This is a genomic window from Aliiroseovarius sp. (assembly GCF_030148435.1).
GTDB lineage: Bacteria > Pseudomonadota > Alphaproteobacteria > Rhodobacterales > Rhodobacteraceae > JASBTN01.
The window spans coordinates 1-23,803 of the sequence record NZ_JASBTN010000028.1 but is presented as its reverse complement, the minus strand read 5'-3'; the positions used below and the strand labels follow the sequence as shown (position 1 = coordinate 23,803).

Here is a 23,803-nt window from a genome sequence, read left to right as displayed (position 1 = left end):
AGCAAAGCGAGGCGGCAAGCGCTCAGGACAGGTTCTTCCGGTGATGCTCCAGCCCCTCGGCCACATCGTTGAAAATGGTCAGTTGCCCATCCTCCAGAATGGCCACCTGATCGCAGATCCGTTCCACCAGGGGTAGGGAATGGGTCACTACGATGGCGCTGGAATTTTCCATGCGCTCGCCGAACAGTTCCTCGCTTTTACGGCGAAAACGGACGTCCCCCACGGCAGTCACCTCATCGACCAGGTAGGTGTCGAATTTGATCCCCATGGACACGCCGAAGGCCAGGCGACTTTTCATCCCCGACGAATAGCTGCGCACGGGTTGGTGGAAATGCTGCCCCAGCTCGGCAAATTCGGCGACGAACGCGCGCAGCTCGGCAGTGTCGGCACCATAAACCCGCGCGATGAACGTGGTGTTCTGCGCCCCGGTCAGGTCCGGATGGAAACTGCCCGCGAACCCGACCGGCCAGGACACGGTTCCGGTCGTCAGGATATCGCCATGGTCCGGGTCCATGGTGCCTGCAATCATGCGAAGGAGGCTCGACTTGCCTGCCCCGTTGCGCCCCAGCAGCGCCACCGAACGCCCGGTCTCGAACGTCGCGTTCAGCCCGCGCGCCACATGGGTCTCGCGACCACGCAGGCGATAGGTTTTCCACAGGTCGACAAGCTGGATCATGGCGTGATCTCCGGCCTACCTGCGGTCGCGGACGGAGTAGTAGATCAGCGTCAGCGAAGCCCAAATGCCGAACAGGAAAACGCCCAGGACGAACAGAACCACCGGACGCTGCGGGTACTCTGCCGTTTCCGCCAATGTCGGTTTGATATAGGCCGCCAGATACCGCGACTTGCGCAGAGCTTCGGCGCGGGCGGTTTCGAATGCTGCAAGCGCCGAGAGGTACGAGGTCTCGGCGAACTGCAGGTCAACCGCAAGGCTCTCATACTCACCGACCAGATTGGCATAGGCGCCATGTTCCGTGCCCTCATCGGTCGAAAACCGCGCGCGTTCCTCGACGATACGTTCCTCAATCACCTTCACACGACGCTCTGCCCGTTCAACCCGTGGGTCGCTGGCCAGGGTGGTCTGGTTCACGATATCCAGTTCGATCTGCGCCGAGGCAAGCTGTTCCTGCAAACTGTTGAGAAGCCCCATTCGGCCCATGATGTCGGCCTCGGGATCCAGGATCTGGGTGCGCAGGCGGAACTCGGCCACGCCCTGTCGCGCCTGACGCAGCCGCTCGACGGCAAGCTCCAGCTCGTTCGCCGCATAGCGGGTCGCATCCTCGCGGGCGATGGCCGACAGGTCGTTGATAAGAAGCGAGCTTTCCTCGTAGATCACCTGCCCCAGCGCCTGCGCCTGTTTCGGGTCAAAGGCATGGATCCGCAATTCGATCAGGCCGGAGGCGCTGTCATAATAGACCTTCACCATGCGCTGCCAATAGGACAGGAGATCCTCGATCGAGGCATCCTCGGCGACACCGAAAATCGGGTCGCCCGGCGCCGACCAGATTGTACGCAGGCTCATCCTCTGATCCACCGCGCGAACCATGCGCTGGCTGCGGATGAACTCGAACAGGACATCCGTGTCCGAGCCGGACGAACTGCCTGACAGAGAAGCGATTCCACCCAGAAGATCGGTCGGCGTGGACGCTTCCTCGCTCCGAACCGCAAACCCCATGACCGAAGCGTATTGCGGCTGCGCCACGAAATACAGATACCCGGCCGCCAGGATCAAGGGCAGGCACACGAACAGGTAGAAACCGCGCAGAAGCCTGACATGACGACGCTTCATTCGGGCCGGCCCCGCTGCCCGCGTGCGCGTCATCGGCATGACATTGCCGCCCCCATCCGGGGCGGCCTGAATTGCATCCGGGTTTGCCTTAACCATGCGTTCATCCCAGAGTTGTACACAAAAAACTGCGACTACCGCCTTAGCAGAGGCCAGACAGGAATTCCAGTTCGCAGGGGCACAAACGGATGGAGCAAACATCAACCGCAGCGCGCACGTTGCCGATCCGCACCGGTCGCACCGTCATGGCCTTGATGCTGCGCGAGATGTCGTCAACCTATGGCAGAAATGCCGCCGGTTACTTCTGGGCCATCGCCGAACCGATCGGCGGTGTTGCCCTGCTGACAATCGTCTTTTCCCTGGCGCTGAGATCACCGTCGCTGGGGGACAACTTTGCGCTGTTCTATGCCTCGGGCATGCTGCCCTTCTCGCTCTATAACGATTTGTCGAACAAGGTCGGGCGGTCAATCGGATTCTCGAAACAACTGCTGTTCTATCCCGGCGTGACATTCGTCGACGCGATCCTGGCGCGCACCCTTCTGAACGCGCTGACCCAGGCCATGATCCTGGTCATTATCCTGGGCGCGATCATCTGGATCTATGACATCAACGTGATCCTGGACATTCCCGCAATGACCCTTGCCGTCGGCATGGCTGTTTTGCTGGCTGCCGGTGTCGGCACGCTGAACTGCTACCTCTATTGGCGCCTGCCCGCCTGGAACAGGATCTGGGTAATCCTAAACCGGCCGATGTTCATCATGTCTTGCATTTTCTTCCTCTTCGAAGATGTGCCGCAACCCTTCCAGGATTATCTTTGGTTCAACCCTGTTGTGCATATCGTGGGTCAAATGCGACGCGGGATATACGCAACCTATGAACCGGATTACGTGTCGTTTGGCTACGGTTTCGGTTTCGGCCTTGCCTGCCTCTTTCTCGGCCTGCTGTTCCTGGGCCGGCACCATCGGGACATCGTGAACGAGTAGCGCCATGTACATGCATCCGATCCATCCGAGGCCTGGGCTGGACGTCGCCGTCCAAACCGGCGCGATCCGCCAGCGAACCCATGTTTGCATTCTTCTGTGCACCTTCAACGGGTCTGCATTTCTGCAGGAGCAACTGGACAGTTTCCTGGCTCAGGATCACAGGGACTGGTCACTTTGGATCAGCGATGACCATTCGACAGATGCGACGCGGCGCATCCTGCAGGATTTCATCCTGGCCCATCCCGACCGTGAAGTGAGGCTGTTTGACGGTGTCGGGCGTGGGCATGCGGCCAACTACCTGTCGCTCTTGTGCCGCCCCGCATTGCCGTCGGATTGTTTCATCGCCCTGTCCGATCAGGACGATGTCTGGCTGCCCGACCGGCTCAGCCGGGGTCTGGTCAGGGTCGCGGCTTGCGAAATGGCCGATGATGATGCGCCGGTCCTGTACGGCAGCCGCACCCGGCTGGTGGACGAGGATCTGACGCCGATGGGCCTGTCGCGCGGGTTGCAACGCCCGCCCTCCTTCGGCAATGCCCTGGTGCAGAATGTGATGGCGGGAAATACCCTTTTGCTGAACCCTGCCGCGCTGGCGCTGGTGCGCCGGGCCGGGCCCGGTCCGGATGTGCCTTTTCACGATTGGTGGCTCTACCTGCTGCTCAGCGGCGCAGGCGCCCGGCTGGTTTTCGACGAACACCCGACGGTGCTGTATCGCCAGCACGAGCGCAACGCTTTGGGCACCCCGAACACCCTGCGCGGATCGATCAAGCGGCTCGACATGGTGCGCAGGTCCGTTTTCCGGCAGGCGATCAACCGCAACCTGGCCGCTCTGGAAAGGCATGGCGCGCTGTTGTCCCCGGCGCATCGCCAGAATGCCGCAATCATGGCGCGCCGCGGCCAGGGGAGCCGCCTGAGAGCCCTGCGGGACATATGGCGCGCGGGGGTGCGGCGACAGGGGCGCATGCAGTCTCTGTTCGTGTTCTGGGCGATGATGCGGCGAATGATCTGATCACCCACCGCCTGCGCCCGACAAGAAGGCTCCCGGACCGGAGCGGCATTCCTTTGGTGCAGGCCTGATCCGGTCAGATGACCAGCATCTGCCCTTCCAACAGGCTCTCGTCGATCACATCGACAAGCGTCAGCGTGTGCCCGCCGCCGAAGTCGAACACCAGGTTCTCATCCACCACCAAGCTATAGGCCAACAGTTCCGCATCGGTTTTCTGGCCACCACCCCAGAGATCGTCCTCAAAGACCAGCATATCCTCCTCGGCAATGTTGAAATCGGTGATCGTATCCGCAAAGGAATTGAACACGAAACTGTCCGCCCCCGTGCCGCCGGTATAGGTGTCGTCGAAGTGGCCGCCGTTCAGGTAGTCATTGCCGGGCCCGCCGTACAGCACATCATGCCCCCACCCGCCATAGATCACGTCTGAGCCACCGCGCCCTTCGACAATGTCATGCCCGCCGCCGCCGATCAGCACGTTGCGGTCATTCGACCCCACGAACTTGTCGTTGTAGAGCGACCCCCAGACATTCTCGATCGAAGCGAAGGTATCCCCGTCCGCCTTGCCCCACGCGGCGCCGGTCAACATGTTCCAGCCAACCCCGCCGCCTTCGATGTCGCGGAAATCGACAAGGTCCGTGCCGTCGCCGCCATCGTGGTGATCGGCCCCGGCGCCGCCGGACAGGGAATCGTTGCCGGCACCGCCTTCCAGAACGTCGTTGCCATCCCCGCCCGAAAGCGTGTCACCGCCGGTTCCCCAGCCGCCCCGCAACATGTCGTTGCCGTCGCCACCTGCCAGGACGTCATTGCCCTCACGACCGTCGAGCACGTCATTGCCACCCCCGCCGCTGAGCGTGTTGTCGCCCGCATCACCAATCAGCGTATCGCCGTAACTGGACCCGATCAGGTTCTCGACCGAAGTCAAACTGTCCCCCGTGGCCGCGCCCCAGACGGAATTCGAACCGAGGTTCACCCCGACACCACCCAAGGTGATGTCGTCATATGTCGCGGTATCCGCGCCGGTACCGCCATCCATGTCATCGCCCCCCGCACCACCGCGCAGCGTATCATTCCCGGCGCCACCGTTCAGGTCGTCCGACCCGTTGCCGCCGGAAAGCTCGTTGTTCAAGCCGTTGCCGGTCAGCCTGTCGCTTCCGCCCCCCCCGATCGCATTCTCGATATCGACCCCGCGGGCGATGAACAGGTTGCCAATGCCCCCGGACACATCCGACGCCGCCTCGGCAACCAGGGTGATGTTCTGGTTCGCGCCGGAATGGCTCATGTCGATCGTATCAATGCCGCCATTGTCATAGACTGTCGCGCCAATGGAACTGGTCGCGTTCACGAGGTCGTCCAGATACCCGCCCGCGTTCGAATTGTTGCCATAGGTTGTGTCACCGGTGCGGACGGTGGTCGGCGTGCCATACATCCCGTGCACAGCCAGGATATCGGCAAGCATCGGTGTGACGATATAGGAATAGCTACCGGTGACATGGGTGTTCTCGGTCTGGCTGAAATAGGACATCACCGTCGCCTGCCAGCTGTCGTTCACATAGATGTTGTCCCCGCCGCCCGAGGCATCATAGGTCGCGCTGCCATTGTACGGACCCGCATGTCCCAGGCCCAGCGCATGGCCGACCTCGTGGATGTAGGTCTGGAACGAATAGCTGTCGAGGCGGTCTTGATCGCCGCCAATCCACCAGGATGGAATGTTGACCGTGGCCCGGTTGATATTGCCACCCGACACCGACTCCCAGGAGCTAAAGGCCCCGACAGTATCGTCGTTGACGAAGGTGATATGTGCAGAGGTCGAGGTGGTCGCGACCATGTTGATACCCGTCACATTCGCCCAGGCCTCCATCGCTGCGATGGCAAAGAACCGTTCGGCCGCGGGCAGGTCGTTGACATTGAACGTGAGCGTCCCGCCCGTCTGCACATCGAAGCTGGCACCGAAAAAGCCCTGATCGTTCCAGTATCCATCCCGAAGATAATCCGCGATTTGGTCATGGGAATAGAGCGGCACCGCGGCCGGCTCGGCAAGCGGTTGACGGGCGTTCACCTCAGGCGAACTGAAAATCGTTTTTGCAACACAAAGCTGGCACATGCTGTTTCACAAACGGTCCTGTATCTCGACGGGCAGCCGCAATTCCTGCGAATTGATGGCGTGACTGCGCAATTCCCGAAAGACTGAACCGCCTTCGTAAACAGGCCAATTCCGCCTGGTCACGTGTCAAACGCCCGTCTTTCACGGACTTGATTCGTTGCACAGAGAAATGAATGTTTCGTCGACAGGATCGCCAAAGTTCCTGTTCTGCAGGCAATAGGGGCAAGCCGGACCTGCTCCGAAACATACGGACCGGCAGGCAGTCGCTAATTTAACACCCGGCCATCCCGTTGCATTGTAACGAACCGCCCAATTCCCACCACATTGCAAAAAGTGTGCCTTAACGAATTGGCAGCATTCTTGATTTCGCAAGCGGGGCACTGGAGGCCCCGTTTGCACCGGATCCGGCAAGGGTGAGCCGGACCAGAGAGGGTGATCTGTTCGAGGTAAGGGGGTCGGGGTGGCCGGTATCACGCATGTAAATACCCTTGACGGGGCCGAACTGAATCACACGGTCAACGTGACCGACATGACCATTTTTCGCGATGGGGCCAGCACCTATCTGTATACGACGACCGGAGCCGAAGGCGGCGCCATGGTTCTGGAAATCGGCGCGGACGGGCAAACCACCCTGGTCGATCAGATCGCCTATACCTCAAGCGAGCTGCTCTCGGGCGAGGCGCGGGTCGAGCTGCTCACCGATGGCAGCGCCACCTATCTCGTTTCCTACGGACAACTGGATGCGGAGCTCACTGGCCATCTGCTGTCGGGTGAAAACGATCTGGGCAATGCACAGTCCCTGAGCTGGGCCGGGCCCGGCGCGGGCGGTCAAGTCACCGCGATGCATACCGCGGTCGTCAGTGGGATTGACTATACCTATACCGCCAAGGCCGGATCCACCGGAGTGGCGCAGTATCAGCTGACGACCGACCGGCAGATGCAGCTGCGCAGCGACCAGACGTCCCAGACCGACCTGCCCGGGGGAATTGACATTACCGACCTCGCCTCAATCGAGGCGAACGGGACCACCTACCTTGTCGCGGCGACGAACCTGTATCAGGGCGTCGCCAGCTTTCAACTGGATGCCGACGGCGCGCCAACCCTGATCGACGCTGCGGGGGCTGCCGACGGGATCGGAATTTCGAACCCGACTGCGATTGAAACTTTTACCATTGCCGGCCAGCCTTTTGTGATCGTCGCTGCGGCAGGCAGTTCCTCGCTGACGGTAATGAGGATTCAACCCGATGGTACGCTGACGCCGGTCGACCACGTGATCGACAACCTCAATACGCGCTTTGACACGGTGACTGAGATGGAGGTGATCGACGTCAGCGGGCATGCTTTCGTTCTGGTAGGAGGGGGCGACGACGGGATCTCTGTTTTCACCGTGCTACCCGACGGTCAGCTGGTTCTGCTGGACAGTATCGCCGACAACATGGCGACGGCCTTGCAGAACATAGCCGCGCTGGGGGTCGCGAATTTCGACGGGGAGCTGCAAATCTTTGCCTCCTCGCAAACCGAGGCGGGCGTGACCCAGCTGTCCTTCGATACCGGCAACCTGGGCGAGGTTCTGTCCGGCGACGCGGGGGACAACCTGCTGACCGGATCCACGGTGGACGACATGCTGGCCGGCGGGGGTGGAGACGATCTCGTAAATGGCGGAGACGGCAACGACATCCTGAATGACGGTGCGGGGCAGGATGTGTTGACCGGTGGCACTGGCGATGACCTGTTCGTTATGACTGCCGATGGCGAACGGGACATCATCCAGGATTTCGATCCGGCACGCGACCGGCTCGACCTGACCGGGTTCAACTTCCTCTACGACACCGCGCAACTGACAATCACCCCGACCGGGTACGGCGCCATCATCAGCTTCCGCGACGAAGAGATCGAAGTCCGTTCGGCCAATGGTCAGCCTCTCTCGGCGGGCGATTTCCCGACCGCCGAAATCCTGGTCCTGGACCGCCCACCGGTGGTCTATGACTACATGCCGCGGACCCTGGTCGGCACCGGCTCGTCGGACACGCTGGTCGGCAATCTCGGCGACGACACGCTGATCGGCAATGGTGGCAGCGACATGCTGATTGGCGGTGAAGGCGGCGATGCCCTGGACGGCGGCCCCGGCAATGACACCGCCAGCTACGAAGGTTCCTGGGCGGGGGTGGGCGTTTCCCTGATCACCGGGCAGGGATGGGACGGCGCCCAGGGGGACACGCTCAGCAATATCGAAAACCTGATCGGATCGCTCTACGCTGACACACTGATGGGCGACGACAAGGCCAACCGGCTGGAGGGTGCCGAAGGCGATGACAATCTGAGCGGCGAAGGCGGCAATGACACGTTGGTCGGTGGCGATGGGGACGACACGATGAACGGCGGCCTGGGCGCGGATACGCTCGACGGCGGAGCGGGGGTCGATACCGCGTCCTACAGCGGCATGACGATCGGTATCGGCATTGTTCTGGACAGTGGCCAGGCCTGGGGGGGCGCAGAGGGCGACCTGCTGATTTCCGTCGAAAACGTGATTGGCACCGACAATGACGATACGATCACCGGAAGCTTCGGCGACAACGTCCTGACCGGGGACGACGGGAACGATGCACTGGACGGCCGCCAGGGCGAAGACACGCTCTACGGCGGGGCCGGGAACGACTTTCTGGCCGGGGGGTGGGGTTCCTACGACGACTCGCTTTTCGGCGGGGCCGGTGACGACGTTCTTTTTGGCGGGGCCGGGCTCGACCAAATGGATGGCGGGGCCGGGATAGATACCGTGACCTATGAGCAAGATCCGCTGGGCGGCATCGGGATCAACCTCACCTCTGGTGCGACCTGGGGCGGTGCCTGGGGCGACGTGATCGTCGATGTCGAGAACATCGTCGGTTCGGACGGCCAGGATACGCTGATCGGCGACACTGGGGTCAACGACATTCGCGGCGGCGACGGAAATGACGTGATCGACGGGCGCGAGGGAGACGACCGTCTGGAAGGCGGGAACGGCGACGATATTCTCCGCGGGGGCTGGGGGGGCGGCAAGGACTGGATCTCGGGCGGCGAAGGCGATGACACGCTGGATGGCGGGGCCGGAAATGACTGGCTCCTGGGCGGCACGGGGAACAACGCCTATGTCGGCGGGACGGGCAATGACACCGCCGTTTATTCCAACATCCTCGAAGGTGGGGTCGTGGTGAACCTGGAAACCGGGCAGGCAGGCGGCGGCGCGGCAGGCGATACCTTCGATTCAATCGAGAATCTTTGGGGCTCATGGTGGGACGACACCCTGACCGGGGATGCGATCAAGAACGTGCTGAGCGGCGGCTGGGGGGATGACACCCTGAATGGTGGCGCGGGCCACGACCTGCTTTATGGCGGGGGCGGCAACGATGTTCTGGATGGCGGCGCAGGCGACTTCAACGATTTCCTGCATGGGGGCGAGGGCAGCGACATCATGACCGGCGGCGGTGGGGCAGACAAGTTCGTATTCACCACGAACGGAAATGACGTGGTGACAGATTTCGACGCGGCGGAATGGGACAAGCTTATGTTCGACGACGAAATCTGGAACGGCAGCACCAAGACCGAGGCCGAGATCCTTGCCTATGCGCAAATCATCGGTGGCGATGCCGTTTTCGATTTCGGCGAGGATGGCTCCGCAACGATCGAGGGCATCACCGACCTGTCCGACCTTGCGGGAACGATCTTCGTGATCTGAGGTGGTAACGCGACCACAAAGGGGGCTCAGCGCGCACGCCCCTCGGCCCGCCCCCAGCGCACATAGTGTTCGAAACCTGACGCGAGCCCCCCTTTGCCCAGCACGCCCGCCACATCCGGGTTGCGCGACAGGTATCCGGCTTCATCCCAACTGTCTGGAATCGGCACTCTCATGCACAGACGCTGGACCGCCCGTGCGATCTGATCCCAACCCGCCCCGGGGTCCAGCGGTGTCTGACGGCGCCAGAACATCCACCAGCGCCGCGCGGACACCGCGTTGATCTGGGCCACCAGTGTCAACCGTTCCAGGGTGTCGACCGACGCCGCCTCGACCGGCCCGGCCGGGCGTCCATGAGAAAGATTGTTCAATCGCCCGCGCGTATCCACATTCATGTAGCCCATCGCAAGCGTCAGCGCCGCGACGTTTGAATTCGAATGGCGGCGCAAGAATTCGTTGCGCACCACGGCGGCGAATTCCACATGTTTCGAATGGCCGCCAATCACCGAGTTGGAATAAACCCCGCTGCGCCCCGAAACCCTGTCGCGATGGTGATAATTGGCCAGCGGTTCATGCAGCATGCCGATATCGGCTTCCAGCAGGAACTCCAGGTTGAAGAACCAGTCGCCCAGCACTGGCAGGTTTTCATTGTATCCGCCGATCGAGTCGTAAACGCTGCGGCGGAACAGGAAAGCGATGGGTGGAAAGAAGTTCCCGCAGGCCATTTCTGCGAATTCGACGTTGCGCACCCAGTCCTGATAGGGACAGCGATCGTGAATGACCACCTTATCGTCCAGGATTTCTTCGGACACATAGACGCTCTTCGTGATAACCCCGCCATAACGCGCGCCTGTCGGCCCTTCGAGGTAGCCCACCGTCCGGGCCAGGAACTCCGGCGCCCAACTGTCATCGTCATCGTGAATGACCACGTAGTCGCTGTGAACGCTGCGGATGCCGGCATTCGAGGCCGCCTCCATCCCCAGGCTTTCCGAATTCGACACCAACCGCACCTTGCGTGGATCGACACCGCTGACCTTGATCACCTCTTCGACCGAGGCGCGGTCGCCGCCGTCGTTCACAACCACCCACAGGTAGTTGGTCCAGCTCTGCGCCGCAACGCTTTCGGCGGCGCGCTTCAACAGGATCGGGCGATCCTTGGTACGGGTGATGATCGCAACCTGGGGCTGACCGGATTCGCCGGGTTCGGGCATCGGGTCGGCGTCGGTGTCAGACGTTGTGCCGGTGCCCGGGACGCGGCTGTGCGGGTCGGGCGGCTCCAGCCCGACCGAGCGCAGCTGCGCGTCGCGCGCCTGGTTGCCGCTCATTTCCAGCGCGATCTGGCCGGGTTTCCACAGGGCCTCGGACAGGCGGTGATTGAAGTCATCATGCGCCGGGCTGGCCGGGTCGATCAGCACCGGCACTTCCAGCGCCTTGCCGAAATCGGCCGACCGGTCCTTGCAGACCAGCGCCAGTGCCTCGTCGCGGCTGGGGGTAATCAGCAGGCGTGCCAGCTCGGCCTCGGCCGCGTCGGCGCGGGCCATGACCTGGGTTGCCGGATCCCCGGCACGGGTGGCGATCCAGGTCTCGGTTTCAAGCCACAACGCGTCTGCCACTGATTCGACCGGGGCGGAAAGGTTGGCATCGATCAACCCCTGCGCGACCTCGGCAAAGGGCACATGGGGCAGTTCCTCAACCGAGGGGCCGTTGGGCTCCAGCAAGGATTCGACCACGTGATGATGCGCTGCCACCGCGCTGGCGGGCTGCTGCGGGTCGTAACCGTTGCGTTCGAACATCAATCCGACCACGTCCGGCGTGATCAGGGGGTCGTGATTCGGCCCCAGGATTCGGCCGAAATAGAGCCCCATCCAGTCGCGCTCGGGATAGGCCTGCGTCAGCATCGACTGCGCCGTTCCCTGCCAGCCGCTGTCGATCAGCACCACGCGCCGTGCCGCGCCGGCAACATCGGCCAGAGCACCGTCCAACGCCGGACCACACTCGCGCAGGTAGCCGCGCAGGACCGCCTGGACCGGGCCTTTTTCGCGGATCCAATCGGGAAATCCGCCCGCGCCGGGCAGCCCGTCCAGACAAAGCCCCGCGAGCCGGTTGGGATGGTGCCGCAGCAGGCCACGCACCAGCGCCCCCATGTCTGTGTCATAATATTCACGGGCGAAGACCATACCGGTGCGCTCGGGCATCCGCGCCCACAGACCTTTGCAGATCGACACGCGCGAAATCCAGAACATTCGCGTCGGGGCCCAATGGGCGAGTTCTTGCCCTTCAAGCCAAAGCTCATAAAGGCGCTGAATACGCAGGCCCGCGCGGGCGCAGAACAGGAAGACGGTATCGCCATCGTCCAACTGGCAGATCTGGTCGTGCAGGGCCAGCATCCACCGATGCATCACCGGGCCCAGCACCTCGCGCCCGAGGCGCCGGGTCAGGGTTGAAGGGGCCGGATCGGAGGCCGGGGCAGGCCGGATATCTGCATGGTTCATCATGGCCGTGTTACCCTTTTGGCATGGCGATTTCAGGAGTGAATCCCAAGCGGCTACTCAGTTCCGCCATCGTTTTCTTGTGGTCAGCCTGCCGCGCCTCTACATCCGCACGCGACAGCGGCAAAAACTGCGCGGCCCATCCCCGCAGGCGCGGCTGACGCACATCACCGCGGAAACTGTCGCCCAGGTGCACGAACTGTTCAGGCACGGCGCCCAGCGCCTCTTCGACCAACGGAAAGATCCCGCCCGACCCCTTGCTGACTTTCGTATCCGCCGAGGAGATCAGCAGGTCCACCTGATCCATTTCGACACCGGCGCCGGTCAGCAGGCTCAGAATTTGGTCGCGATGCATGTACATGTCAGAGACCAGCGCCACGCGCCCGCCGCGCGATTTGAACTCGGCTACATAGCTGGCCAATGCGGGGTTCAGGGTAAGGCGGCGCTGTTCCGCGGCCAGTTCGGCGGTGATGAATGCGGCGGCCTGGCTGTCGTCACCCACCAACAGGCGGGACGCCACCCGGTGGATTTCGTGCAACGACCCTTCGCGGCACCCTTTGACCCGGAGGGTGGTGCGGTAGCTGGCCCGAGTCCCGCGATGTCGCGCGAGGAAGGCAGTATCGGGGTCCACATCGAATCCGGCGGTCCGGGCAATTCCGGCCATCGCAGCGCCGAATTCGACAAAGCGGCTGACCTCGGCGCTATTGTCGCGCAAAAGCAGCGTGTCAAACACGTCGAGCGACAGGACCATATCGGGACGATTCAGCAGCCGGTCCAGCCGGTCGGTCAATTTCGCGGCAAACCCGGCATCAGCATAGAGAGCCAAGCGGTTGGGGGCTCCGGTCAGGCGGTCCTCCAGCGCATCGAAACGGTGGAGCGTGGTGACGGGCGCAGTCATGCCTTCGCTGTCCTCTTTCGAACCCGCCATTCTGGCCGGGCTGGTTGACCGTTACCTGCGCCCCGGCAGCTTTGCCCCGGGGTTGGGTGGTTTCGCCCAATCTGTCTCAACTTTGCTAATAATTGTTGAACTCCGACAAATCATTGGGGACGAGGAACAGGTTTTTTTCGGCCATCTCGGCGGCAAGCAGCCCACGCAGCGGGGCGAAATGCTGTTCCAACCGGCTGCGGATCACGCTTTCATCGTAGTGAACGTCGGTCTTGGCACCACGAAACTCCTCACGGATCGGTTTCACGTCCAACCCGAGCCAGCGGAACAGGCGGTTCATCACCAGCTGCGGTTCGCGGGTAAATGCCTCGAAGCTGACCAGCGCGATCTGATCGTGGGGGAAAATGGCAAACCACCGCTTGAGGCGCGGGAGGTAGGTGCTGTCGACCACCGCATTGAGCCCGGAGATATCCTCGGCCTCAGCAAACTGGCGGGCAAATCCTCCTTTGACGGTCTTGAAATCATGCGAGTGATACTGGCGCAACTGTGACACCGCGCGTGAGACCGGATCGCGCAGGGCGATGATGATCTTGCAGTTCGGGTTGAAGGCATGAATGCGCTCGGGCACGGCGATATAGCTGGGCGATGCCTCGCCGGTCAGCATCCCCGCCCGCGGCTGACAGCCTTCCAAGCCCAGTTTTTCACCATATTCCAGACCCCAGGCCGCCTGCGGCACCCGCGGCCCGAAATCGCTGGTGAAATGATGCAGCTCCTTTTCAAGCGGCTCGACCACACCCCGGTGGTCCGCCAGATGGTGGTGGAGCGATGTGGTGCCGGCCTTCATCATGCCGACGATCAGGAAGTCGGGATAGGCGTGTGCCACGCTTATCTCCCCTTGGCCCGCATCACGACGAAAGTGTCCTGGTAGACCCGCGCGCCGGGTTTCGAGGCCCAGGATCCCAGTTCATGGCCGATCGTGCGCAGACCCGCTTTGGTCAACATCTCTTCCCACAGTTTCCGGGTGTAGCCCCCAAAGAAATCCTGTCCCGCATAGCCTTGGTAGAATCCACTGTCGCCCTGCTGTTTCACCGCCCTGTGCATGCCGGTGCGTTCAACATGCCGGAAGAAGAAATCATCAATGATGAAGCACGTCAGGAATGCCGCGCCTTCGTCATCCAATGTGCGCCCGAGCTCGTTCAGGTAATCCTGGCTGTCCTTCGGCGTCAGATGGGTAAAGACCGAGATCGCAAAGGCGAAGTCCAACCCTTTCTTGGGGATGAAACCCAGCGTGTACTCATTTTCGACCGACGGATTGTAGTCATCCGCGTAATAATTGTTGGCCGCTTGCATGTGATGGAATTCAACATTCGGATTGCTGGGCGCGATATGCGTGTTGCACCAGTCCACACCATCCTTCCAAACATCCACGCCGTAGTACTTGCCATCCTTCAGGAAGATCGAGAACGGCAGACCCACGCGCCCGCATCCAGAGCCGATATCCAGCACACGCGAACTGGGAGTAAGATTGAACCGTACCGCGAACTCGTGAAAGAAACTGGTCATTGCCGCCTTGAAATGGACCTGCGTATCCGAACCGATCATGTTGATGAATTCGATTGGGGGCAGCTCGGATTCGGTCAGGGAAAAGCAGGCGTCTGTCACCGCTTTCAACCTGTCCTGTTGAGATTGCGTCCTCTTATGCATCCCTTCGATTTGGTTGACGAAACCGGAGCGTAGCGGGGTATCGGGCAAGGTGGCCTCCATCGAAAGTCGTATTGGTTGTATTGATGTCTAATTAACACGCATTGGGGGAGCAAGCGCGTCCAGCATGTCCAGCACCGACCGGGCCGCGTCACGGGAGGGATCAAGCGGGATCGGGTGGCCATTTTCTGCCAGACGCAATGCCTCGCCCTGCCCGCCCAGGTCGAAGCCAAGCACCGGCAAGCCGGTCGCCAGGGCCTCATGCGTGGTAAAGGAAAAAGTCTCGGGCCAAATCGATGGGATCAGCCAATGGGTAATACCGTAGCGCCGGGCAAGGTGTGGAAGCTGCGCGGGATCATAGGCGCCGTGCACGGTCAACCCGCCCGGCATGGGCAGAGACGGGTCAATCCGGCCCAGCACCACCACATGCACGTCCCGGCGCCTGGCCAGCCTGTGCAGTCCGGCCACAACGCCCGCACCCTTGTGAATGTTCAGGTTGCCCAACGTGGCAATGGTCACTGGCCCATTCCGTGGTAGGTCGACGGGGTCGAAGCCCCTCGGCAGCTGATGCGGCCGCAACACCGGCGTGCAATTCGGATAGGCGGCGCGCATGAGGTCAGCAGCCGCCTGGCTGAACACCCGGACCTCATCGGCCCGTTCCACCAGACGCCCCCAGCTGCTCTGCCAGTCGGCCAGCGGAACGGGGGTGCCATCCAGCCGCTGGGTCCGGTGCGCCAGATCATCACGCGATGCAGTGACCGGGCCACGGAAGACGTCATCATGATCCAAAAGCGTGTAGGACGGGCTGATCGGATAATAGTCATGCAAAAGCAGCTCGACCCGATCCCCTGCTCCAGCCAGGTCCAGCAGGATATCCGGCAGGGACACGGGGTCCGGATCCCCAACCCCGCAGGAATAGATCACCCGGCGGCGGCGCAATGGCTGCAACAGGCGACCCACCAGTTTCGGATCCGCACAGAACGCCTCGGTTCGTCCTGCGTCAGTGACCAGTTCCAACCGCCAACGCAGCGCGCCCCCTACCCGCAGGATCACCACACCAGGCCCTTCGGCCAGATCCCGGCGCAGTTGACGCTCCAGCCAATGATCAGCGCCCCCACCCAGCGAATGCGCCAGATAGATCGGGACCGCCCTGTCCCCGGCGGTGGCTCCCAGCCAGGCCAGGCCCAGAGCCATACGGTTCGAGATCAGCGGATCGTCCTGGATAAAGCCCTGAACCTCGCGGTCATATCCCGGGTAGCGACGGGTTATGATGGCGTTGTTTTCACGTACCAGCTGCAGCTTTTCGGTACTGCCGAAACTGACCCCGCCCCGGTGTTCGACGAACAGGCGCGGTTGCGCCACGTGCCGCCCACCCAGGGCGCGGGCCTTCTGGCACCAGTCGACCTCTTCGCCGTAGCCCCGGCCAAAAGCGGTGTCGAGTTCAGGAAGTTTGGACAGGAACACCTCGTTTATCGCCATGCAGAAGCCCACGCCGGTCGGCGCCGTGGCCTGCACGGCACCGCCCAGGCTGCGGGCCGCCTCGTCGATGGCATCGGCAACGCCGGGAGCAAGGTCATGGCGCGTGCAGACCACGGGGGTGGTAAAGATTTCAGCATCATTGGACATGGGCGTCACGCTGGCCACGCCCGCGTCCGCATGAATCGGCGCCAGCAGGCGGCTGGCCCAGCCCGGCGGCACCATGGCGTCCGAGTTCAGCAGCACCACATGCCCGCCCCTTTCGACCGCACCGGCCAAGCCCCGGTTCACGGCACCGATGAAGCCAAGGTTCCGGTCATTCTCGAGCAGCTCGATCCGCGCATCCCGCAGGGCAGCCGCCCGCAGAAAAGGGCGCACCCGTTCGTCGGGGCTCGCATCCTCGATGATCACCAGATGAAATGGCAGGTCGGTATGGGTCTGCACCCGCTCCAGCACCTCGGGGAGCAGGTCGAAGGCATTGTAGACCGGCAGGAGGATGGTGATCGGCTCGGGAGCCTGCGGGCCGGGCGGGGCCGGGCCAAACAGGTCGGGATCCAGCAAATGCGCCGCGTTCAACCCGTCCAGGCGCAAGGCGCGTTTCAGCTCGACCCGAAGGCGATCATCGCGCCTGACCGCATAGCGCAGCGCAAGGGGCAAGGCAGTCACCGCAACAGTCGCCATCTTCCTCAGCAGGGCGGCACGCGCAAGGCCACGCCGCCACAGAGCCGGGCAGGGGATCCCAAGTCTGATGGTTTCACCGCCCTTCAGATCCAGCATCAGCGCCGGTCCCTGTCCGCGCCCGGAGTGACGCAGGGCAAACCCGGTGGGGCGCGTGTCGTCCAGATCCTCTCCGAAGATGGCAGCAACATCGGGGCGCGCCCTGTCCGGGCGCGTCGAAGAGAAGGCGTCGCGGCAGCGCACCGTGATCCGCTCGGCCCTGGTCCAGCCATCCAGCCACAGGCCACCCCGCGCCCAGCGCAGGTTCTCGACCCGTCCCAGGTGTTGGCCGCCCGGTGTCACCAGGTCGAACCCAACGCCCTGCAGGCGATAGTGCAGGTCGGTAAACCGGGATAGGATGTTGGCAATACGATTGAACACGGCGGCCTCGGACAGGATAATCCAGCCCTAGCAGCCCGTGGTTAAGAAAATGACTACGGGAATTTTGAAACCAGTATTTCTACCGCGAGGGGATTGCTCGGCTGTGGCCTGTCAACCGCCCTGGTCGCCGCTCCAATCGAATCCCTCGCGTCCGACCGCGACATAGGCGTCGAAGCCCGCGCGTTTGGCGTCCTTCGGGCTGTAGATGTTTCTGAGGTCGGCCATGCGCGGAGTGCTCATGCGTTTGGCGAGGCGTTTCAGGTCCAGCGCGCGGAATTCGTTCCATTCGGTCAGAAGAACCACCGCATCCGCATTCTGCACCGCCTTGTAGGCGTCGTCGATCCAGTGAACGCCGGGCAGCAGCGCCTCGCCTTCGGTCAGCCCCTGCGGATCGACCACGCGCACCTTGGCCCCGCCGCCCACCAGCGCCGGGATGATCGTGAGGCTCGGTGCGTCACGCATGTCATCCGTGTTGGGCTTGAAAGTCGCGCCCAACACCGCGATCACCTTGCCGTTCACCGAGCCGTCACACAGGTCCAGGACCTTGTCGACCATGCGCCGCTTCATCTCGTCATTGACCTTGATCACCGTCTCGGTGATCTGCATCGGCAAGCCCAGCTCCTGGCCGATCCGCGCCAGGGCCCGGGTGTCCTTGGGAAAACAGCTGCCGCCATAGCCGGGGCCCGCGTGCAGGAACTTGTTGCCGATCCGCCCGTCCAGCCCGATCCCCTTCGAGACCTGTTTCACGTCCGCACCCGCGCGCTCGCACAGGGCGGCGATTTCGTTGATGAAGGTGATCTTGGTCGCAAGGAAGGCATTGGCGGCGTATTTGATCATCTCGGCCGATTCCAGATCGGTGGTCACAACGGGAAACTCGCGCAGGAAGAGCGGGCGGTAGATCTCGTCCATCACCGCACCCGCGCGCGCAGTCTGCACACCGACGACGACACGGTCGGGCCGCATGAAATCGTCGATCGCAGCGCCTTCGCGCAGAAATTCCGGGTTCGAGGCAACGTCGAAATCAAGCTCCGGCCGGGCTTTGTGAATAATCTGCTTCACGCGCCGGTTGGTGCCCACGGGCACGGTCGATTTGGTCACGACGACGGTGTAGTCGGTGATCGCCTCGGCGATTTCCTCGGCAGCGGCATAGACATAGGTCAGGTCCGCATGCCCGTCCCCGCGCCGGGTCGGGGTGCCCACGGCGATGAACACCGCCTCCGCATCCTTCACCGCAGCCTCCAGATCCCCGGTGAAGCTCAGCCTCCCGGCGGTCACGTTCTTGGCCATCAGCTCGTCAAGGCCCGGCTCATAGATCGGAACCTCCCCCCGCTCCAGCATCGCGACCTTCTCGGGATCCTTGTCGACACAGACAACCTCATGCCCGAAATCCGAAAAACAAACGCCGGAAACAAGGCCGACATATCCGGTTCCGATCATCGCTATTTTCATGATGCTGCCCTCGCGTCTGGTCTGTCGGCCGCTTGTTTCGCGGCCCGGTTGTCCTTGGCATGCGGTATCCCGCCGATCCTGTCAACGCACCGTTTCCGAATACCGAACAATCTGCCAAAACCATGCCCAATTTGCATGGGACACAGGCAATCAAGCAGACAAACGGGACACACTGCCATGAAACGCCATTTGACCAGACTGGCCGCGCTCCTGATCGGCGCACTTATGCTGAGCCCAGCCACCGCCGAGGCAGGCTGCAGCCGCACCGCCGTATCCGGAGCCGAGGCCCGGTTGCCTGCGGGCCGGATCAACCAGAGCCTGCTGGACGCAGCGATCCTGTCCGAAGTGAACTACGAACGCTGCCGCAAGGGATTGAGCGCGCTGAAGCCGGAACCGCGCCTGACCAAGACGGCCGCCGGGCACAGCAAATGGATGGCGCGCGCCGCCAAGCTGTCGCACAGGGGATCGAACACGCTCAGCCAACGATTGAAACGCTCGGGCGTGAAGTTTCGCACGGGCGCCGAAAATATCGCCATGATGCATTATTACCAGATAGACCGCGTGGTGTTTCTGACCAAGGGGACCTGCCAGTTCACCAACCAGGCCGGACGAGCATTGCCGCCGCACAGCTATGCTTCGCTGGCCCGCGCCGCAGTCGGCTACTGGATGAACTCCAGCAAGCACCGCGACAATATCCTCAATCGCCGGGCGAAATTCATGGGATCCGGCGCGGGCTTTGACGGACGCGCCCAGTATTGCGGCACCGTCTACCTGACTCAGAACTTCATCGGCTGAGCGCTGTTGAGCAGCCCCGTCTGACTGGTCCAAGTTGACTGCTCGTGCATGATTGGCCCGTGATCCATCAGGACAAGGGTTTCTGCCGCGCGTGAACGGTCGCCCTTAGCACTATGCGACCCCTCTTCGTCGTCGCGGTCATATCGCCGGAGCACCCGATTTCTCCGAAAGATCGCGCAACACCCGGATAAAGGTCACAGATGACCTCGCGTCGCGCGCAACACGCGTAACGTCACGTTACGCCGCCAAGAGGCTGACGCCGTCCTATAGTCGGGAAAAGTTCTGCCTGGAGGACAAGATGTCTCTTTTCACCCAATCCGCCGCCTGGGTCAGCGACGAGCACCGCATGTTCGCCGACATGGCCAACCGATTCTATGCCGATGAACTGGTGCCCAACATCGAACGCTGGGTCGAACAGGGGATTGTCGACCGGTCGTTCTGGCACACCGCCGGGCAGGCCGGGATCATGGGCGGCGCCACGCCCGAGGAATTCTGCGGCGCGGGTGGCGACATGGGGTTCGAGGCGATCACCATCTACCAGCAGACGCGTACCGGCGATTGCGGCTGGGGCTACGGTATCCAGTCGATCGTGACCCACTACATCACCGCCTATGGCACCGAGGAACAGAAAGCCCGCTGGCTGCCCGGGCTGGCATCCGGCGAGATCGTCGGGGCGATTGCCATGACCGAACCCTCCACCGGCAGCGACCTTCAGGCGGTACGCACCCGGGCCGAAAAGGATGGCAATCAATATAGGATCAACGGGTCGAAGATCTTCATCACCAACGGTCAGGCGGCGGACTTGGTCATCACGGTGGCCAAGACCGGGGACGCGGGCGGGTCCAAGGGCATTTCGCTGATCGTGGTGGAGCCCGACAAATGCGAGGGATTCTCGCGCGGCAAGAACCTGAAGAAGCTGGGCATGAAAGCCAATGACACGTCCGAGCTCTTCTATGAAGACGTAAAGGTGCCGCTGACCAACCTTCTGGGCGATGAAGAAGGTCAGGGCTTCTACCAACTTATGAACCAGCTGCCGTGGGAGCGGTTGCTGATCGCGATTCAGGCCCTGGGCGCCATTGATTTCGCACTGGAACAGACCGTGGCCTATACGCAGGAGCGCAAGGCATTCGGACAGCGGGTGATGGATTTCCAGAACACGCGCTTCAAGCTGGCCGAATGCAAGACCAAGGCCGAGGTGCTGCGCAGCTTCGTCAATGACTGTATCGCCCGGCTGATCGACGGCACGCTGGATGCGCCTACCGCCTCGATGGCGAAATACTATGGCACCGAGATCCAGAACGAGATCATGCACGAATGCCTGCAGCTGTTTGGCGGCTATGGCTACATGATGGAATACCCGATCGCGCGGCTCTATGCGGATGCGCGGGTGCAGATGATCTATGGCGGCACGAACGAGATCATGAAGGAGCTGATTGCGCGTTCTATCGACCTGTGATGCACTGCCCCGCAAACAGCCGGAGAACAGCATGACACGACAAGGCCCCCTTACCGATCTGCGCGTGGTCGAGATCGCCGGTCTTGGCCCCACGCCCTTTGCCGCCATGTGGCTTGCGGACATGGGCGCCGAGGTGGTGCGCATAGAGCGGCCCGGGTTGAAACCGCTGATCCCGCAGAAGGTTGACGTGCTGAACAGGGGGCGTGGCTTTGTCGCGCTGGACCTGAAATCTACCAAGGATCAGGCCAGGGCACGCGCCCTGATCGAACGGGCCGACCTGCTGATCGAGGGCATGCGTCCCGGCGTGATGGAGCGGCTGGGGCTTGGGCCCGAGGTGTTCGAGGCATCAAACCCGAAACTGGTCTATGGCCGCATGACCGGCTGGGGGCAAACGGGGCCTCTGGCCCATTCCGCCGGGCACGATATCAATTACATCGCGCTATCCGGTGCCTTGCACGCGATCGGCGGAGACGCCCCCGTACCGCCCCTGAACCTGGTTGGCGATTTCGGCGGCGGGGCGATGTATCTGGTCGCGGGCCTGCTGGCTGCGCTGCATGAAACCGGGCGCACGGGCAAGGGTCAGGTGGTAGATTGCGCCATCACCGACGGGGCCGCGCATCTGATGGCGATGGTGTATTCCATGAATGGCTCCGGCCTCTGGGCGGACCGGCGCGAGGCAAACCTGCTGGACGGCGGCGCACCTTTCTACCGCTGTTATGAATGCGCCTGCGGGGGGCATATGGCCGTGGGCGCGCTGGAGGCGAAATTCTACGCCGAACTTTTGCGCTTGCTGGCGTTGGAAAGAACGCAACTCCCGGCGCAGATGGATGTCTCGGGCTGGCCTCGGCTACGCGATGTCTTTGCCTCGCGTTTCCTGGAACGGAGCCGCGATGACTGGGCAGAGATCTTCGAAGGCACCGATGCCTGCACCGTGCCGGTCCTGACACTGGCCGAGGCCCCGGCTCACCCGCACAATGCTGCCCGCGGCGCGTTCGTCGATCTGGCAGAGGTGGCCCAGCCCCGCCCCGCGCCGGTGTTGAGCAGAACTCCGGGCATGGCCCGCACCGGCGTGGAACGGGAGCCCGCCAGTTACGACGCGCTTCTGGACCGCTGGTCGAAACCCGCCTGATTACCTGGCCGTTCGCGTCTCCCTTGCCCCCTGATTGGCGTCGGGGTCGGACGCCAGAACTTCGGCCAGGACGTCCAATGCGGGGGTCATCTCTTCCTCGTCATGGGCGCAGAAGCCCAGGACCAGCCCGTTCAGATCACTTCGGCCCTGGCCGCGCGCATAGGTCGAAAGTGGTTGCACCGCGACGCCACACGCGGCGCAGCCTGCCTCGACATCACGATCCGTCAAGCCGCAGGTCAGATGAAACACGACCTGCATCCCGGCGTGGTGATCTTCGAAATGGCCATAGAGGGCGAACCGGGTGCTCAGTTGAGCCAAAAGGAATCGCCGTCGGTCGGAATAAATCCTGCGCACCCGGCGCAGATGGCGAAAGAAGTCCCCACCCTGCATGAATTCCGCCAAGGCTTGCTGCGGCATCAGGCTTGCCTTGATGCCACTCAGTTCCATGGCCTCGCGGAACGGCTCCACAAGGGGGCGAGGGACGATGAGATAGCCCAGGCGCAGCGCATTCGAGAAGATCTTGGAGAAACTGCCGACATAGATCGTGCGATCCAGGCGATCCACCCCCGCCATCGCCGGAATCGGGCGACCGGCATAGCGGAATTCGCTGTCATAGTCGTCTTCGATGATCCAACCGTCCTGGGCCTGGGCCCAACGAATGAACTCCATGCGGCGGTTGGCGGACATGGCGCCGCCCAGGGGGAACTGGTGCGATGGCGTCAGGATGGCAAGGCGGCAGTCCTTGTCCGGACCGGGAACGCGGGCGCCCTCCTCATCCACCGGCATTTCGGTCATGCGGGCCCCGTGGACCTGCAACAGGTGTTCCAGCGGAGGATAACCGGGGCTTTCCAGGCCGACACTGTCGCCCGGCCGGGTGAGGGTCCGCAGGCAGAGCTCCAACCCGTCGCCCGCCCCTGCCGTGATCAGGACCTGTGCCGCCTCGGCCTCGATCCCGCGCCACTCCGCGACATGGGCCGCAATGGCGCGACACAGATCCGGGTTGCCTGCCACGGTCGCGCCGGTCAGCATGCGTTCCGGGGCCGTTCGGCAAATGCGGGCAACGGTCTTGGCCCATTGTCGATGCGGAAACAGCCGCATATCGGGCCGACCGGCCTGAAAGGCGCGAACGGGCAAGGCCCTGGGCGGGCGCCCCGGGCTTTTTGCCGGTATCGACAGGGTGCCAGGGAGTTCCACGCCGCCCAGATCGCAAACCGTATATCCCGAGCCCTGCCGGCTGGTCAGATACCCTTCGGCCACAAGCTGTTCATAAGCGGTCACGATGGTCGATCGCGACACCCCGACCTCGGTTGCCAGGCCGCGTGTCGGGGGCAGGCGCGTCCCGGCACCCAACCGCCCCGAAACGATCCGCTCGCGAATGCCGGAGCAAATCTGCTCAAAAACCGGCATCGGCTGATCCCGGTCGATTTCGAACCCAAGTCCCGCGAGAATATCCATATTGGTCTGCCCGTTTCACCCGCCGGTGACGATAAATGTCCCACCGATCAGAGGCAAGTCAGGCAAAGTCACAAAACAAAAACGCCCTGACCAGAAGGTCAGGGCGTTTTGTATCGTGTCATCGTTTGAGAGATTTTGGTTTTTTGCTAGGTTTGGCGGTGACCTACTCTCCCACGTCTTGAGACGCAGTACCATTGGCGCAACCGTGCTTAACGGCCGAGTTCGGGATGGGATCGGGTGTTTCACTGGTGCTGTGACCACCAAACCGAGGAAAAAACCAGTATCCA

General features: G+C 62.5%; 16 protein-coding genes and 1 rRNA gene. 6 read left to right on the top strand and 11 right to left on the bottom strand.

From position 1 onward, the window contains the following. Positions 1-22 precede the first annotated feature (22 nt). Both Q1V43_RS05325 and Q1V43_RS05320 read right to left on the bottom strand, forming a co-directional pair. Entirely contained in the window at positions 23-676 is a 654-nt protein-coding gene (locus Q1V43_RS05325; RefSeq protein ID WP_300514880.1) for an ABC transporter ATP-binding protein, read from the bottom strand. Between the two features lie 15 nt (positions 677-691). Further along, complete coding sequence (locus Q1V43_RS05320; protein WP_300514877.1) at positions 692-1,885, bottom strand: sugar transporter; 1,194 nt, start codon at positions 1,883-1,885, stop codon at positions 692-694. An 89-nt stretch (positions 1,886-1,974) separates the two neighbouring features. On the opposite strand from Q1V43_RS05320, the gene Q1V43_RS05315 reads away from it, so the two are divergent. Both Q1V43_RS05315 and Q1V43_RS05310 read left to right on the top strand, forming a co-directional pair. Beyond that, positions 1,975-2,769, top strand: coding sequence for an ABC transporter permease (locus tag Q1V43_RS05315; protein WP_300514874.1), 795 nt, complete (start codon positions 1,975-1,977; stop codon positions 2,767-2,769). Between the two features lie 4 nt (positions 2,770-2,773). Continuing rightward, positions 2,774-3,775 (top strand): glycosyltransferase family 2 protein, encoded by a 1,002-nt coding sequence (locus Q1V43_RS05310; RefSeq protein ID WP_300514872.1) that lies wholly within the window; start codon positions 2,774-2,776, stop codon positions 3,773-3,775. Positions 3,776-3,848: 73 nt separating this feature from the next. Here the strand turns inward: Q1V43_RS05310 and Q1V43_RS05305 are convergent, their stop codons facing one another. After that, on the bottom strand, positions 3,849-5,828 hold the full coding sequence (locus tag Q1V43_RS05305) for a M10 family metallopeptidase (protein ID WP_300514870.1): 1,980 nt from the start codon (positions 5,826-5,828) through the stop codon (positions 3,849-3,851). A gap of 505 nt (positions 5,829-6,333) precedes the next feature. Here Q1V43_RS05305 and Q1V43_RS05300 point away from each other — a divergent pair. Beyond that, on the top strand, positions 6,334-9,585 hold the full coding sequence (locus Q1V43_RS05300) for a hypothetical protein (RefSeq protein ID WP_300514868.1): 3,252 nt from the start codon (positions 6,334-6,336) through the stop codon (positions 9,583-9,585). Positions 9,586-9,611: 26 nt separating this feature from the next. Here Q1V43_RS05300 and Q1V43_RS05295 read toward each other — a convergent pair whose 3' ends face one another. The 6 genes from Q1V43_RS05295 to Q1V43_RS05270 all read right to left on the bottom strand — a co-directional run bounded on the left by Q1V43_RS05295 (position 9,612) and on the right by Q1V43_RS05270 (position 18,681). Then, a complete protein-coding gene (locus tag Q1V43_RS05295) occupies positions 9,612-12,074 on the bottom strand; it encodes a glycosyltransferase family A protein (RefSeq protein WP_300514865.1) in 2,463 nt (820 codons plus the stop codon). A 10-nt stretch (positions 12,075-12,084) separates the two neighbouring features. Further along, complete coding sequence (locus Q1V43_RS05290; RefSeq protein WP_300514862.1) at positions 12,085-12,969, bottom strand: hypothetical protein; 885 nt, start codon at positions 12,967-12,969, stop codon at positions 12,085-12,087. Positions 12,970-13,084: 115 nt separating this feature from the next. Further along, complete coding sequence (locus Q1V43_RS05285) at positions 13,085-13,840, bottom strand: sulfotransferase (RefSeq protein WP_300514859.1); 756 nt, start codon at positions 13,838-13,840, stop codon at positions 13,085-13,087. 2 nt (positions 13,841-13,842) lie between these two features. Beyond that, on the bottom strand, positions 13,843-14,619 hold the full coding sequence (locus Q1V43_RS05280; protein ID WP_300514856.1) for a class I SAM-dependent methyltransferase: 777 nt from the start codon (positions 14,617-14,619) through the stop codon (positions 13,843-13,845). A 129-nt stretch (positions 14,620-14,748) separates the two neighbouring features. Beyond that, positions 14,749-17,232, bottom strand: coding sequence for a glycosyltransferase (locus Q1V43_RS05275; protein ID WP_300514852.1), 2,484 nt, complete (start codon positions 17,230-17,232; stop codon positions 14,749-14,751). 111 nt (positions 17,233-17,343) lie between these two features. Continuing rightward, positions 17,344-18,681, bottom strand: coding sequence for a UDP-glucose/GDP-mannose dehydrogenase family protein (locus Q1V43_RS05270; RefSeq protein ID WP_300514849.1), 1,338 nt, complete (start codon positions 18,679-18,681; stop codon positions 17,344-17,346). Between the two features lie 177 nt (positions 18,682-18,858). On the opposite strand from Q1V43_RS05270, the gene Q1V43_RS05265 reads away from it, so the two are divergent. From Q1V43_RS05265 to Q1V43_RS05255, 3 genes are all read left to right on the top strand, one after another. Next, positions 18,859-19,476, top strand: coding sequence for a CAP domain-containing protein (locus tag Q1V43_RS05265; protein ID WP_300514846.1), 618 nt, complete (start codon positions 18,859-18,861; stop codon positions 19,474-19,476). Between the two features lie 298 nt (positions 19,477-19,774). Beyond that, on the top strand, positions 19,775-20,932 hold the full coding sequence (locus tag Q1V43_RS05260; RefSeq protein ID WP_300514843.1) for an acyl-CoA dehydrogenase family protein: 1,158 nt from the start codon (positions 19,775-19,777) through the stop codon (positions 20,930-20,932). 31 nt (positions 20,933-20,963) lie between these two features. Further along, positions 20,964-22,061 (top strand): CaiB/BaiF CoA-transferase family protein, encoded by a 1,098-nt coding sequence (locus Q1V43_RS05255; protein WP_300514840.1) that lies wholly within the window; start codon positions 20,964-20,966, stop codon positions 22,059-22,061. Here Q1V43_RS05255 and Q1V43_RS05250 read toward each other — a convergent pair whose 3' ends face one another. Next, positions 22,062-23,516 (bottom strand): PLP-dependent aminotransferase family protein, encoded by a 1,455-nt coding sequence (locus tag Q1V43_RS05250; RefSeq protein WP_300514838.1) that lies wholly within the window; start codon positions 23,514-23,516, stop codon positions 22,062-22,064. A 150-nt stretch (positions 23,517-23,666) separates the two neighbouring features. Then, positions 23,667-23,781: ribosomal RNA gene (rrf, locus tag Q1V43_RS05245) — 5S ribosomal RNA — on the bottom strand. Between the last annotated feature and the right edge of the window lie 22 nt (positions 23,782-23,803).

Excerpts from the sequence above, each read along its gene's own strand:
- Q1V43_RS05325 (WP_300514880.1), bottom strand. The coding sequence starts at position 676 with ATGATCCAGCTTGTCGACCTGTGGAAAACCTATCGCCTGCGTGGTCGC.
- Q1V43_RS05320 (WP_300514877.1), bottom strand. The coding sequence starts at position 1,885 with ATGGTTAAGGCAAACCCGGATGCAATTCAGGCCGCCCCGGATGGGGGC.
- Q1V43_RS05315 (WP_300514874.1), top strand. The coding sequence starts at position 1,975 with ATGGAGCAAACATCAACCGCAGCGCGCACGTTGCCGATCCGCACCGGT.
- Q1V43_RS05310 (WP_300514872.1), top strand. The coding sequence starts at position 2,774 with ATGTACATGCATCCGATCCATCCGAGGCCTGGGCTGGACGTCGCCGTC.
- Q1V43_RS05295 (WP_300514865.1), bottom strand. The coding sequence starts at position 12,074 with ATGAACCATGCAGATATCCGGCCTGCCCCGGCCTCCGATCCGGCCCCT.
- Q1V43_RS05290 (WP_300514862.1), bottom strand. The coding sequence starts at position 12,969 with ATGACTGCGCCCGTCACCACGCTCCACCGTTTCGATGCGCTGGAGGAC.
- Q1V43_RS05270 (WP_300514849.1), bottom strand. The coding sequence starts at position 18,681 with ATGAAAATAGCGATGATCGGAACCGGATATGTCGGCCTTGTTTCCGGC.
- Q1V43_RS05265 (WP_300514846.1), top strand. The coding sequence starts at position 18,859 with ATGAAACGCCATTTGACCAGACTGGCCGCGCTCCTGATCGGCGCACTT.
- Q1V43_RS05260 (WP_300514843.1), top strand. The coding sequence starts at position 19,775 with ATGTCTCTTTTCACCCAATCCGCCGCCTGGGTCAGCGACGAGCACCGC.
- Q1V43_RS05255 (WP_300514840.1), top strand. The coding sequence starts at position 20,964 with ATGACACGACAAGGCCCCCTTACCGATCTGCGCGTGGTCGAGATCGCC.
- Q1V43_RS05250 (WP_300514838.1), bottom strand. The coding sequence starts at position 23,516 with ATGGATATTCTCGCGGGACTTGGGTTCGAAATCGACCGGGATCAGCCG.